The organism is Paenibacillus sp. T2-29 (assembly GCF_052921365.1).
In genome coordinates, this window is sequence record NZ_JBREVE010000001.1 from 110,923 (window position 1) to 125,295 (window position 14,373).

Genomic DNA, 14,373 nt, shown 5'->3' on the forward strand with positions numbered 1-14,373 from the left:
TTCGTTTAGACTGAACATATGCATAATATTCTTCAAAAGACTTATATCCACCACGCTGCTTATATTGTATGTATTGCTCCAATACAATTTGATTAAATTGCTTTGGTGTTAATTCAGATGGATCTAAGTTACCCTGTAAAAAATTCCAATATAGTCGCGATACACTAGATGGCTTTTTCTTAGACTTCTTCTTTTTCATGTAATCACCAACTTTCCTCCCCTACATGTTAAATCACCTAATTTGCTCTTGCTGTCTCTTCTTCAGATTTTTCAATGACAACCAAAACTGTATTAACTCCAGTTCCCGACTCCTTAAATGAACCTTCTGGAAGCTTCTCAGAGTAACCCTTGTCATTTAGCCAGTTACGAAACTGAATGCTTTTGGTATCATTAGCAAATGTCCAATGTGGCGACATAATAGCAATAAGCTTGCCTCCATCTTTTAGGCATTCATATGCTTTCAATACATGGTCAACGTCTTTCCCTTTTTCAAATGGTGGATTCATTACTACTTTGTCGTACTTGGTGAAGGGAATAAATTCTAAAAAGTCATTAGCAATAATATTATATTGCTTTAACTCAAGAATCTGACGTAACGTATGATTCCATTCTATACCGTGTAACTCTGCATTTAGGTCATTCTCTTGTATATATTCATTTATACCATCTAAAATATTCCCGTTGCCAGCGCTTGGTTCCAAAATGGTTTCACCATCTTGTATATCAACCAAGTCAATCATGCGCTGCACAATTGTTTTAGGTGTCGGAAAGTATCCATCAATTTTTCGGAGCTTAACTTCACTTTCCATTTTCTTGATTTTCTGCTGGACTGGATTGACTGGTGTCTCTATATCGTCTACAAGTGCAGCATATTTATCTATTACTTCATTGTATTGCTCTGTATTGTGTATTCCTGCTTTGTTCAATCGCTTCTGCAATTTCGGAACCTCTTGATTCCACCAGCCGTTAACATCGGCATCTAGATTAATAGTTGGATATTTAATTTCATAATTGTATTTACCTCTGGATTTATATTTAATTCTCATATCTTCCCTAAAGCTACCCACCAATAGAGCTATGTCGAATTCATCCATTGTGTTATTAGTTGCTTTTTCTTTTAGATTCTCGAGTATCTTAATTTCTAAGTTTAAATTTTCTTTCTTTTGTTCTCTGTTGGCTGCTTCTTGCTGGCGTTTCCATGTGTTAGTCTGATAATCACCAGACAGGGCATTCACTTTCTTTTGTGCTGACTCGATTTGCTTATTTATCTTGCTAATATATTGCTGCTGATTGCTATTTTTACTTTCTGATTCTTCTTGTAAAATTCGTCTTTTATCATTATTTTCATTCGTGCTTGCTGCCTCATCTTTGCTAATTAAATATGCAGCATATCTTTTTGCCTCATCTAGCCGACTAGTGGTTTTTAAGTTAGAATCTACCTCTTTTCCATCCTTAAAAACACGATACATTCCCCACGACTTAGCAATCATATAGTTTTTGTAAGTGTACACTCTTGTTGTCTCTGTAAAGCCAGCTAAGGTTATTTGCTTACGATCTATCTTAAATTCTGGTATTTCTATAACTTCATTAACTTCTTTAGCTAATCTTTCTTTTTCTAATTTCCAAATTCTAGTTTTGAATTTATCCATACGATTATAAAACTCTTTTTTCATATCCGAAAGCTGACTTAACATATTCCCATATCTGTCTTGCATTTTGTTATAACGACTTACATTTAATCCACCTCGACCAGTAACGGCCCATGAAGGATTGTTGGCGCGATGATTAAGAATTTTAATATATTGTGTATAATAACGCTGCTTAAAGGATTGTAAGTACTTTTTAATTTGATATTGAAGATATTCATTGTCTGTTTGCGATAAAACATTTAGTGTGGCTTTTTGGAGTTCGTTAAATGTATTAGAACAATCCGTTTTATAATCTACCTGAAACAGACTAGATGAATGTAAACGTGATTGTAATTCATCTGAAACAGTATACATGTGAAGATCATCAATATTAATGTCTTCATCCACTACAATGTTGACTGATCCGTTTGATTCAGTATTGTTTTGTTTGTTATAGTCCGCTTTCATTAAACTTGCAAATTGATTTGCTTTATCTGACTGTTTAGCATACCAGAAACCACGGCGAGACCATCTAAAACCGTTTGCTTTAAGCTGCTCAATAACATTACTGTTGGGTTTAGATGTAAAACAGATCTCAACTCCTTGCTTTTCTTCATTGTATGTTACGGTCACTTCTTCAGTAGACACATTGGTAATTTCATTAGTTTCTTCCTGTGTCTCTTCTGTTGTTTCAATAGCTGGGACATTTGATACAGTTTGTTTACGAGATGTCTTTCTATATACTGTTTTTTCTTTATATTCTGTAACTTCAACAAATTCAATTACTGCAATGTGTCCCTTTTTAAGTAATTCATTTATTCTGTCAACTGTAAGACTCCACGATTTACTCATGCTTGTAGATGGTTTATTATTTTTGGTTAATTGTGCAAATGCGTTATAGTGTTCACCTTTATAGGAAAAGGTATATTTATTTCCTTTGTACTTACCGTGTGTATATCCAACTTTCATAATAAAAGTGAACCCATCTTTAATATCACTTTCTGTTACCTCTGTAACTGTCTTTTCAATTTCTTTTGTGACTGTAACAGGCACCTGAATTACTTCTGCTTGCAATGCATCAGTATTCTTAATAACTTTTTCAAATCTATTGATCAATGCTTCTACTTTCTCAGCTTTTTGTTGCTTCTCGGTCTTCTCTTTGTTCTCCCAATCGTAGTCATTAACTGCAAATACACCTTTACCCTTCGCAATGATTTGACCGTCTTTTTCAATATGCCAGCTTGTACCACGTGGATTTTCAAAAGAGAATGTAGGGTACGTTTCAGTTACTGCCCACTTTTGAACAAAAGCGTCTTTTTCTCTTTCCTTCTCAATCAGTACAGCACATGAAGCTTTTTCATTTTCTGTTGAAGCCTCATCATTCATCATTGCTTCAAGTTTTTGAATACGTGCATTTGACTTATATGTGGCGTTACCGCCTATGTATTCTTTTCTCTCCAATCCGCTATAACGCAAACTATTTTGATCAATGCATAATACATATCCATTTTTCTCGGCAACTCCATCCCAATCAGCAGGACTAAAATAATCCGTCATTGCATCAGATTCATCATCTTTCCATCCATAAATCTTCCAACCTTTTTCAACTAAAGCCATAGCAATATTTACTTTTGCTTCTCGTTTATCACCATAGTACATGCCCGTCACCTCTTGTATTTGATAATATCATTATATCATATGTTATTATATTTGTATATAAAAAAATACTCGCTAAGCTGAACAATATATATAAACAAATTCACCTTCATGCACAATCCGATCTGTATTAATGGATGTGCTTAGTTCTAGCACATCCATATTTGTACCTTTTTTATTTAGGACGGTTAAACCATTCTTGCGAATTACTCTAATGTATTTCATATGTTTTCCCCTCCTATCAATTCAGAATTGCAAGCGGCTGTACATTTATAAGGTTTCTGATATCACTTAGAAAACGTTTATCGAAGCAACGGTATTTTGACTGTTTGACTGTTACAAAATCATTAGATTTTATGACATTATTCAAAACCTTGTCAGTGTCAATATCAATCCAACCGTCATAAATCATCAATTCTTCATAAGGTAAAACCCTTGTTTCCCATACTTTGCGTCTTTGCTTGGGCTTATGAGCAATTACAAGTGAATCACTATATTGTGCATATGGTTCAATTTTGAAATCCTTAATGACTGTGTGAAGAATCATAGGGAATCCAAATTCATTAAATTTAATAATAGTTGATTTTGAATCCTGCTTAAGTTGTTTAGTTATCTTTGCGAACTTACTTATGTATTCAATGAGCATTGAAGCCATAGGAGACCCCAGAAACTCTTCTTTCACTGCTTTGATAAGTTCGTCGGTAACTTCGATATTATTGGATTCCAGATCTTTATGAAATGCCACTTTTACCAGCTCTTTTTGTTCATTACTGAAGTGTTTCCACGAAGTATATGCAACATTTGCAATTACAGTTGCCAGAGATTCAGACAACCAATCTAATTTATCCATCATGTTCATTTCGTTGAAAATCATTCTAATTACCACCTTTATTTTATAATTATATTTGTTTATTAGCTTGATTATCTCATTACCAAGTGACCATATACAGTTTGAGCTTTCAGGGCTTGCTTGCGCTGCCACTGGCTCTTTAATACTGCCAATTTTGTTTGACTCATTGTGTTTTCACCTCGTTATCGTCTCTTCTTCATATACTTATTATACACTATGTTATTATATTTGTATATATGTTTTTACCATAAACTCAAATAAACCGCCTAATAATTAGACGGTGAAAAGTAAGATGCTTAAATTGAGCCGCAAAGGGTGAATTGCCGTAGGCAAGAGGGAAACGGCGGCAGGTCGATAATGCGTTTACGAAGCGTAGCGTAGTGCCTTATCGAGATGGTGATAGAGTTTCCCTTTATATTTGACATTAATAATAATTATATATTACTATCTTTTCCTTTAACACTTAGGTATAAAAAACCCTTTATTTATATGTATTTTTTTAAGGCTTTGGAATGTAAAATCTCCCAACCATTATTCATCTAACCAACTTAACAATAAATCGCGCATCCTCTGAGATGGTATATAGATATGTATTTGACCATTCTCTCTAATTGCACTTCTCCATATCCATTGAATTAGTTCACCCGTTGCCCATGTATCTTGATCAATCTCTATTTTTCTTTCTTTAAAAAATCCTTCTACAATAGGATTCATAAATCGATTTGCTGTGTATGCCAAATAAGTTCTATCTTTGTATTGGTTAGTGGCTCTTATATTACACGAAACAAATGATCTTTGATAACCGGGTGAACTAATCTTACTTTGATAGTTTTTAAAAGTTGTCCATATAATTTGATTTGATTTTGCTTTCATCTTATGTTTGAAATAATTAGATACATTATTTTTAAGTCTAATTAAAGATTGATTCCTTTTCTCATACCAACTATTAGACAGAGAATATTTTTCTTTACCTATATCATTGAGTGTACCCTCATAAATGTGAATCAATGTTTTAAGCCTGTTTCTAGTTTCTTTGTCATTGGATTTTCCTTTCTGAATAGTAAATGATGAGTTAATATGAAAATATTCATATTCTATATTATTTAAGTCATAATAATACTTTTGAATTTGTCCTGAAAATTTATATGTGAGAATATATACTTCTTTAAAAGCATTGAATATGGAATGTGGGAATGTCCATATTAATATAGCTCCACGATAGAATAGCAGATTTCTATTATTGGCCATATTTTTTATATCATTAAACTTTCCATCATACTCTTTTGCTTTCTTATCTTCATTGTTCCAACATATATAGCCCTGTTTATCAACATAAATTAAATTGTTGTCGAATAAAAGATCTTTGTCAGATTTTTTAATAGTTAAGTATTCTACTATATCCATAACCTCATCAAGTACTAAAACATAATTGCCTGCCTGTATAAGTTCTCTTGTTTCTTCATTGGATTGTTTAAATAGCGCGTGGGTAGAAGCAATATTGCCACCTTTCGCCAGCAATTCATGAAAAGAATCTTGTTTTTTCGTAAAATGTCCTTCTGCATCATAGTTCTTAGGATCAAAAAATCTTTTGCTGGGACAGGCATGCTTTATTCGATCTATTTCATCTAAAAACGGAGTGATAAAAATATATTTATGTTCTGTGTCTTTATTCATCATTTGAATAGCTGCGGATGTTTTACCGCTACCCATGATAGAATCTACAACTTTAATCTTAGTTATCTTTATCAACCTTTCTGAGCTTAATAAAACCAGTAATCAGTGAATACAAGCCAACAAATGAAACAATACTTATAGACCACCAGTTAGGCAAAAATGACGCAAGTGCAAACATGATAACAGCTATAGATAGCCTCGTGAATGCTTCAGACTTCATATTTTATTGTCCTCCTTCACATGTTTATTGACTATAGGCAACAATTTATAATACAATGTAAGGGATAAGAGTAGGACGGTGTTAGTTTCCGTCCTTGCATTGTCATCAAGTTTTAGGGACTTGGATTAGCGCTTACGTCTTGTGCGAGACGTAGGTGCTTTTTTCTTTTTCCGCTTCTTCTTTCTTGATGCTATGTATTCGGATATGTCCTTATACACAAGACGTAAGAAAGTTAGAATGGAAATGATGACTGCTGTTTTCTGCCAGTTGTCCAAGTGGTTTCACCTCCCTCCCTTACATATATAATTATACCATATAATTTTTAGTATGTATACGATTATTTTTGTTTATAAAATGTAAATTATAATTTACTGATGCCTTAAATGAGTTTAATTCATTTATTATTTGTTTCACGTGGAACATTATGATTATATTTATGTATATAAGGATTAAACAAAAAATAACCGTCAATTAGACGGTTATACAATGTAATATTTATTATCTCTATTCTCTATTCGTTTAAACTTAAACACCCTATCCACAGGCTCATTGATTGTATTCGCTATCTTAATCATAGTTTTAACATCCAGTGTCGATGTATCATTCATAATTTGGCTCACTCTTTGATGTGAGAGGTCGAGCATTAAGCCTAGATCCTTTTGAGTTAATCCCTTTTGCTTAGCAACATCATGTAAAGAGTTGTCAAACCCTTCTGCACGGAATATGGTAAGCTGCTTATCAATCTGCTTGCTTCCTTCTGTTGTGTAGTATACCTCATCACATGACTCACATTTGAATGCTTCTATACCTTCAATTACATAAACCTTTCCATTCTCTTCATGTTCTATTGTGTCCTTGAACTTAATCATACTTGCAGAACCACACTGTACACATTGATTCATGCTTATTCCTCCTATAGAGAGGTTGTGACACCTCTCATTTATATGTAGTGTTCATTGTTTATCCATCACTGTTATGATGACAATTGTCTCATTACCTATGCCTGTAACCTTTAAGGCTAAACGATGATTATTGCTACCTCCTTCAATCTTGTATGAGGTGATACCGTCAAGGTTGTCTGCATCAGTGCGTAATATTGAATGGATGTTACATAAGACATCATACACATCAGACTCAGTTAAGTTACGTTTTATCATTTGGATACGTGCGTGTTTAGTGTAGACGTATTTACCATCTAGAGCCAATTGATGAAGCTTGGATATTATTTGTTGTTCATTCATGATATCACCTCCTTATCTATAATTCAAGTATACACTAGAATTTATATTAAGTCAATCATTATATATTATATGATTATATTTGCTTATTATAAAGTTAGGTGGATTGTTAAGATAAGGATAGATAGTATAGTTATAGTTTATAATGTATCGTGATAGATGAAAATAGGAGAAAGATAATAGGATGATATAAATTGATATGGATTAGGTGGAATATAGTTATGTGATAGATAGGTAAATTATATTAAATGTGATGGAGTATTGATGCATCCTGTATATACAAGTCTTGTATCACGCTTATAACGTTACCATGCGATCCAGAATTACAGTTCACACCCCCAACCTATAATTTAATTAATCAATATGAATTTTGAAATTGAGTTTTAGTATAAATTTGAAAATTATTTCCATTTAATTTAATTGGTAATATATTGATGTGTTGATGCTAGGCATGAATGAGTGGTAATCCTAAATGGTATACAACTATGGTTTTATACCATTTAGAAGGGTATACCGGGGGGTAGTTTACATCCAAAGCACACCTAAATTTTACAAATAATGCTGTAGCACATCCACTTCCATACTTAAGTTATTTTTTTACTCTAATTTTATATATGACATGTTTGTAACTTATATCTCATAATTCACCCTCATCTCAATCGTAACTCCAATCGTAACACACCACATTTTATATGTATTTTTGACATTATTACAATCTTGTAATCAACTATATTTACACTAAATTTAGTACCTCCTAGTCTATTTTCCCTTTGTTTATATACACTTTTCCGATTGATATCTACTCTCCTTTCCCCGAAACCCTTTATTTATTTATAATTTTTCACTATTTTTACCCATTTGCGATTGAGCATTTTTACCCTTCCGATTAGAACAGATAATTCATCAAATAAAAAAAGAACACTCATATAAAATGAATGCTCTAAAAAATTCATGCATTATGTCAAATATTCATCAACGAACTTATTATCTACCCCTATTTGGCTTATTGTTTGATTTTCTTTGGCTCTGGTCACCCCAACATAAAACAACCTTGCTTCATCAATCAAATCACTTTTATTATGTGGAAATTTTCCATCTTCCACTCCAATCAAAAAAACATTATCAAATTCTAACCCCTTGCTTGCATGTACACTCATCAATTTAACACACTTATCTTTACTTTTTTTCTTTGTGCTGTTGTTTATGTAATCTAAAAATTTGACTGGGCTTTCTGATTTAACAAATGTCTTTAAAATTTCTAGTGAATCTTTTCTATCTTTAATATCTTCTTCGTTTGAATATTTTTCTTCTATGTATTCGTTCATCTGAAATACTTTAATAATATTATCCACCAACAATGAAGTTGTAATATTTTTATCCAATTGCAATCTTAGTCTATTTATATAACCCTCAAACTGTAGAGCGCTATTCCTTTGCCAACTATTTTGATATCTCATACTTATAAGTGCTTCGTACATAGACATATTATTAGCGCCAGAAAATCTTTTTATCTCACTCAAAATCTTCTCACTAAAATATGCCAAAGGTTGATTCCTTAATCTAAACATGTCTAGAAATGCACCATCGTCATGTGGGTTAACAATTAGTTTCATATAGGCCAGAATACCAGCAATCTCTTTTCGTTTAAAAAAGCTGCTATCATTCACAATGTCATATTCAATATTTCTTTTTCGTAATTCATGTTCTATATAACCTGAATGGGAATTTAATCTATATAATACTGCTATCTCTTTTGGTTTATTGTATTTCTTTATTAAGCATTCAATTTCATTCGCTATTTTTTCTCCTTCAGATTCTCTATCGTAGCTACTTTCTATTTTAATGATTCCCTGCTCTTCTCTAGAAGGAATCGCCTTTGAATAATGCTCATAATCCCCATAGTACTTTTCTATAAAAGTGTTTGCACTTTCAACTATACCGCTTGCAGATCGATAATTTAAATCTAAATTTATTATTGTTGCATCATTCCAATCGTTTGAAAAATTCATGCAATATTCAGGGTTTCCTCCACGAAATGAAAAAATAGCTTGTCTGTAATCGAAGACGCAGAACATATTGCCCGACTTGCATATCTCCTTAAGAATAGAGTTTTGAACAAGATTCGAGTCCTGATGTTCGTCTACTAAAACAAAATCATATGTATGCTTATTGGGGTTGTTCCTTAATGCTTCTAAGCAATTCAATAAATAGTCATCAAAATCATGTAGATCATTTGCCTGTTTGAAGAATTCGTATTTTCTATAATAATCCCTTAATTCATCCTCATCATAGTTACTTTCTTTGACCATAAAAGTATCAGTGTACGTCTTCATATAGTTTTTTTGATAACTGATAAAACTAATAATATCTTTTACATCAAGCCTGTTTTCTCCATCACTAAACAATTTCTCAATCTGCCACTCCTTAATTAGCTTGTCTTGTGTTAGATTTATACCTTCTTTTGCCAAAATTCTTGAGCATATAGAATGAAATGTGCCAATGTTTACATCTATATACCCCATTCTAGATAACTTCTTTTTTAGTTCGTCCGCCGTATTTCTTGTAAAGGTAATTGCTAAAACTTCTTGTTCGGGAACAGCATGATTCTCAATCAGATTTTTGATCCTGTTAATCAAAACTGTGGACTTGCCACTTCCGGCACCAGCTATAACAGCACAAGCTCCCTTGTAAAAATCAATTGCTTGTTTTTGCTGTTCATTAAATTGCATTTTTTAGTTCTCCTTTAATCTGATCAAGATATTTATTAACCAATTTTTCTTCATGAGGATCTAAATTTCCATTGTTAATGTCTTTTATGTATGTATTTAATCTTTTATCTACACATCTTTTTATATTTAGTTTATTTCTAAAAAAATCGTATATTACTGTCAATGCCTTATCGAAATCACTAATTTTTATACTCTGATAGGATTTGACCCCAAAGTAATCGTACAATTTTGAATAGCAATAAGTTACTATCGATCTATGAAATAATTTATACTTAATATTGTTTTTGTTGACTGTAAAACTAGCAAATGTTAGTTTTTGAATCAACTTAGTCAGTGTAATCTTCTTTTCTTCATCGGTTTTAAGTATGAAAGTTATTTCTTCCATTCTATCTTGTCTTTCAGACAGGAGTAAATTTTTTTGTTTTACTTCTTCAAGTTCATTTTTCAACAGAGAATTATCGTTTTTCACTAAAGCTAATTCACCTATAAAGTGATCTAATAATTCCGTCGCTTTACTAACTGCATTAGTCTCTGCTTCTTCCTTTCCTTTTTTGATCATCTCATTCATACTAATTAGCATTTTATTATTCATCTCTACATATTGTTCGAAATCCATACTCATAATTAAATATCCTCACTTTCAATAATAATTCTGTTATTAGGAATATAACTCTCGATCTCAGAACACCACATTTTAACACATTCTACTATATCTTTTACATTCTGAATCACTGTTGGATTATGTTTAACCTCTAATAAGGCTCTTGAATATTGTATTGGCGCTAACTTATTTTTAAGGAAATCTTCGATCTCCACTATGTATCCTGATAAAGAAACTGCTGCTTCAATCTGTCTTCCAACATCGTCTTTTTCTTTAGTTAAAAGTTCAATTTGGTTTTTCAATTGATTGTAACTCTCCGTGTTTTGTTCATATATTTCAATTTTCTCATTTAAGATTTTTTCTCGTTGAGTTAATAAGTCATACTGTCTATTTTTTGTTTCTAAAGATCTCTGTAGATCGTTTAATTCATCTTGTACATTCTTTGGAGTCACTTCTTTAATTATCTCTCTGTAAACAGCCTGTTGGCTTTGAGTTTCTAATGATTTTATTTTGTTATTTAGTTTGTTTTTGTCATTTTCTAAAGCTTTAATTGTATTTTCTTTTTCCTTGAGTGAATTTTTAACCTCACGCAATTCACGCACAGTCATCTCACTTACCGTCTTCTGCTCACCAGTCGAAGGGACAGTATGATCCTGTTCAATAAACTCCAGACGATCAACGGATTCAGGTAGAGAGAGCATTTCGAATATTTTACCTACCGCCAAATCGGACGACGTCGTCCGTTTTCCAAACTGTTCAAACGCTTGGATCATACGAGTTGCAGTTCTAGGAGTTATATCAACAGTCTTCAACCACTCGTACCACTCACCATGCACCAAATCATTCTCTTTCACATGCTTCAATCGTCGTCCAATCTCAAATACGGACTGTCCGGCTATTTGTTTGTAACTGTTAATCTCTGCCGTGATAATATTTAAGTCATTTGATAAAACTATTTCATTTGTCAAATTCACATCTCCTTTGTATGAAAGTTTAATCTATCAATCTTTCATACAATAACAATATCATATATTATTATATTTGTATATATCATTTTATATTTATTATTTAATCAGTAATTCAAATCCCATACCCTGACCCTACCATTCCCATTAATCAGACACCTAATAATTTCATCTCTTTAGATTAATCAGTGTTTTGAGTAATAGAAGTCAAATTAACAACAGGTTAAACATTAACCTCAACCAACAAACAATCAGAAGCCAAGAGTTGGTCAAGCGCCAGCGTAGCCATGCTCTAAATACTGTATATACACATCTAAAAATCTAAAGATCTATTACTAACTTACTAGTCCCCATTTTCTCCAAGACGATTTGGGAGTAGTTCTTGGATGATTTGGGAATGGATGTTGGATAAATTGGGAGTGGATATTGGATAAATTGGGACTAGGTAAATTCACAGGGTTTCCAGCCCCTCGTAATTCAGGTAATAATGGTTGTTGTACCTATTGAATAATAACTTACCTTCATCATCATATTGATAACTAGTATGTAGCACATTTTTCTCAATACTAATTAATCCTTTGCCCTCAAGCAACTTAGTATATTTAGGAATTGTATTTTTGCTCATGTTCAATTCCTTGGTCATAGTCGTTTCAATTCCCGGGTAACAATACATCTTCTTGTTATCTGTGTAATAGTTTATATAACTCTTTAAATAATAAAGTATTCTCACTTCTTTTCTGTCTAATTTTCTATCTCTCATACCATAAAGAATATTGATTGGTAATTGAGCAAAGTATTCTGTCTCTTCTTTATTGGAGTCCGTCAAAAACTTTTCCTTATTCAATGTAATTAATAAGGGCTTGTTTTGTTTTAGCTCTTCAATTTGTCTCGTTAAATACTTTAAATTATATAGTTCTATAAATATAGATTTCAATGTTTTGTTGTCTGAGATACATAAAAAATCCTTTATGTCAGAAGCAAATGCCTCGAACTCGGATTTGTTCCCTGTTTTCCAGTATAAATATTTTAAGTATAGTACAAGTGCAAACCCATTCACACTCAAGTTAGTATCTCTTACTACATCCGTTCTGATTTGTATGGTCTGTTTAATTGGTTTATTGTTTTCGTCCATAGTTTAATTTTCAAGTAACAAAAACAGACGAACATTTATTTTCATGCTGTTTTCCTTTCCTATATCATGATTTAGAGTTCCCATATAATCCAACTGTACATACTAAGGGGGACTCCCACCTAGGGAACACTATCTTTTTCAAATTTTGATTTTAAGTCAATAATATCGTTCAATTATTTACTCCCCTTTTCATTAATCATTTTTTTAGCCTCTCTTTTCAATATAAGCCTAACAGTCTCGTTTTGGTTATTGATTAAACTCAGTAGTTCTTCTCTGCTTAGACCTTCTAAAATCTCATCCTCAATTTCTTCATTCATTCGTATACCAGCCATATTTAAGTAATCAGTGTCTTTATGCATGTAATGTTTCAATGAATTATAATCGGAATGATTAAGTTGATCACGAATTTCTTCAATATCTCCACCAGTCTCTTTAATATAACCAGCAGCAACGTTCCTTAAGCTGTGAAAAACGACATTTCTTTCCTCTGTGATATGCATTTCTTCTTTTAATGTATTCATCATATTTCGAATTGTATCTTTTGATAGATGAAAAATGTAATCATCATTATATCTTTGGTAATACGGTTGTGTTTTTATTTTTAATAGTTCGTGATACAAATCTTCAGATATGGGGCGTGTATGAGCCTTGCCTCCTTTTCCAACTGCCTTAACTAAGTAGATAGTACCGCTACGATCTTTGGTTATATCAGACCATTTAATATGTAGTAGACTACTCTTTCTAAAGCTTGTTGTATATGCCAACCTAATAATGGCCGATTTCTCTTGTCCTTTCTTTTGTTTTACAACGAGTTTAGCCATAGTTTCTGCTTCTCTTACAGTCAATTCCCCATAGCTCTCTCCATCGTCTGGGAGTTTGTCTAAACGGACATCTTCTGCCTTTACGTTATACCTATTTCGAGACAAATGTTCATACAACTTAACGATTGGAGCTACCAGTGCATTTACATAGTTATGTCCATAATCATAATCATCCAATAAATGAGCTTGATACCTAATCATTTGTTCATTTAAGATATCAAGATCTTCCACTTTTAATTCTTCTAGAGTTTTATTTTTATACCAAATAAAAAATCTACGAATAGCAACTTCATAATTGTAGTATGTGTTTTCATTTCTTCTTTTAACCTTCATTAAATAGGCTGATATACTTTCAGATACTCTATTAGTATGTAAGCCAACTACATTATTATTTAACGCTGCGCTCATCTCACGCAACCTCCTTTCGCTTGCTTTCATTATATAATGCATCTCCATATAAGTAAATATAATAATATATATTATTTTGTTGACTAAAAATGTGGGAGATGATATATTGAGTCCACAGAGATTAATCGTCTCTAATATAAAAATAAAACTTGAGGGGAACAAAATACATAATGGTAAAAAGATATAAGGGAAATCATTCAATTATCACTTGGGAGGATCAATACTATGACGGATTTGAACTGGATTACTATGATGAAAGAGACGTTTCACTAGATAAAGACATTGAAGAAATAGATTATACATATATGGATGTCGAAGTAATTTGGTTAAAAAATGAAGCGCAGAAGAAGTATTATAGAAAGCCTCACGAACCAGAAGATAGTTATACAAAGAATGAGATTGCTTCTATTAAGCAAATATAAAAATATATTTATATTCGCAATTGAGTATT

Annotated in this window: 12 protein-coding genes; 1 reads left to right on the forward strand and 11 read right to left on the reverse strand. The window is 32.2% G+C overall.

Features of this window, described 5'->3' with window-relative positions; genetic code table 11:
* Positions 1 to 236 precede the first annotated feature (236 nt).
* From ACU1JV_RS00960 to ACU1JV_RS01010, 11 genes are all read right to left on the reverse strand, one after another.
* Positions 237 to 3,287: a methyltransferase gene (locus ACU1JV_RS00960; protein ID WP_413986453.1), complete on the reverse strand. Its 3,051-nt coding sequence runs from the start codon at positions 3,285 to 3,287 to the stop codon at positions 237 to 239.
* Positions 3,288 to 3,525: 238 nt separating this feature from the next.
* A complete protein-coding gene (locus ACU1JV_RS00965) occupies positions 3,526 to 4,266 on the reverse strand; it encodes a hypothetical protein (protein ID WP_446724473.1) in 741 nt (246 codons plus the stop codon).
* A gap of 399 nt (positions 4,267 to 4,665) precedes the next feature.
* Positions 4,666 to 5,844, reverse strand: a complete 1,179-nt coding sequence (locus ACU1JV_RS00970) for a hypothetical protein (RefSeq protein ID WP_413986455.1) — start codon at positions 5,842 to 5,844, stop codon at positions 4,666 to 4,668.
* A gap of 22 nt (positions 5,845 to 5,866) precedes the next feature.
* Complete coding sequence (locus ACU1JV_RS00975) at positions 5,867 to 6,028, reverse strand: hypothetical protein (protein WP_413986456.1); 162 nt, start codon at positions 6,026 to 6,028, stop codon at positions 5,867 to 5,869.
* Between the two features lie 479 nt (positions 6,029 to 6,507).
* Entirely contained in the window at positions 6,508 to 6,930 is a 423-nt protein-coding gene (locus tag ACU1JV_RS00980; RefSeq protein ID WP_413986457.1) for a helix-turn-helix domain-containing protein, read from the reverse strand.
* Between the two features lie 51 nt (positions 6,931 to 6,981).
* Positions 6,982 to 7,269, reverse strand: a complete 288-nt coding sequence (locus ACU1JV_RS00985) for a DUF4258 domain-containing protein (protein WP_413986458.1) — start codon at positions 7,267 to 7,269, stop codon at positions 6,982 to 6,984.
* Positions 7,270 to 8,222: 953 nt separating this feature from the next.
* Entirely contained in the window at positions 8,223 to 9,995 is a 1,773-nt protein-coding gene (locus ACU1JV_RS00990) for an ATP-dependent helicase (protein ID WP_446724474.1), read from the reverse strand.
* Entirely contained in the window at positions 9,985 to 10,617 is a 633-nt protein-coding gene (locus ACU1JV_RS00995; RefSeq protein WP_029518049.1) for an ORF6C domain-containing protein, read from the reverse strand. The genes ACU1JV_RS00990 and ACU1JV_RS00995 overlap by 11 nt, the downstream gene beginning before the upstream one ends.
* Before the next feature lie 2 nt (positions 10,618 to 10,619).
* Positions 10,620 to 11,564: a DUF3102 domain-containing protein gene (locus tag ACU1JV_RS01000; RefSeq protein WP_029518050.1), complete on the reverse strand. Its 945-nt coding sequence runs from the start codon at positions 11,562 to 11,564 to the stop codon at positions 10,620 to 10,622.
* 448 nt (positions 11,565 to 12,012) lie between these two features.
* Positions 12,013 to 12,624, reverse strand: a complete 612-nt coding sequence (locus ACU1JV_RS01005) for a hypothetical protein (RefSeq protein ID WP_161627022.1) — start codon at positions 12,622 to 12,624, stop codon at positions 12,013 to 12,015.
* 242 nt (positions 12,625 to 12,866) lie between these two features.
* Positions 12,867 to 13,922, reverse strand: coding sequence for a tyrosine-type recombinase/integrase (locus tag ACU1JV_RS01010; RefSeq protein WP_446724475.1), 1,056 nt, complete (start codon positions 13,920 to 13,922; stop codon positions 12,867 to 12,869).
* A 170-nt stretch (positions 13,923 to 14,092) separates the two neighbouring features.
* Between ACU1JV_RS01010 and ACU1JV_RS01015 the strand changes: the two genes are divergently transcribed.
* Entirely contained in the window at positions 14,093 to 14,344 is a 252-nt protein-coding gene (locus tag ACU1JV_RS01015) for a hypothetical protein (protein WP_446724476.1), read from the forward strand.
* Positions 14,345 to 14,373: the final 29 nt, after the last annotated feature.

Bases quoted from the DNA above. Each gene is read 5' to 3' on its own strand.
- ACU1JV_RS00960 (WP_413986453.1), bottom strand. From the start codon at position 3,287: ATGTACTATGGTGATAAACGAGAAGCAAAAGTAAATATTGCTATGGCT.
- ACU1JV_RS00970 (WP_413986455.1), bottom strand. From the start codon at position 5,844: ATGGGTAGCGGTAAAACATCCGCAGCTATTCAAATGATGAATAAAGAC.
- ACU1JV_RS00975 (WP_413986456.1), bottom strand. From the start codon at position 6,028: ATGAAGTCTGAAGCATTCACGAGGCTATCTATAGCTGTTATCATGTTT.
- ACU1JV_RS00980 (WP_413986457.1), bottom strand. From the start codon at position 6,930: ATGAATCAATGTGTACAGTGTGGTTCTGCAAGTATGATTAAGTTCAAG.
- ACU1JV_RS00985 (WP_413986458.1), bottom strand. From the start codon at position 7,269: ATGAATGAACAACAAATAATATCCAAGCTTCATCAATTGGCTCTAGAT.
- ACU1JV_RS00990 (WP_446724474.1), bottom strand. From the start codon at position 9,995: ATGCAATTTAATGAACAGCAAAAACAAGCAATTGATTTTTACAAGGGA.
- ACU1JV_RS00995 (WP_029518049.1), bottom strand. From the start codon at position 10,617: ATGAGTATGGATTTCGAACAATATGTAGAGATGAATAATAAAATGCTA.
- ACU1JV_RS01010 (WP_446724475.1), bottom strand. From the start codon at position 13,922: ATGAGCGCAGCGTTAAATAATAATGTAGTTGGCTTACATACTAATAGA.
- ACU1JV_RS01015 (WP_446724476.1), top strand. From the start codon at position 14,093: ATGGTAAAAAGATATAAGGGAAATCATTCAATTATCACTTGGGAGGAT.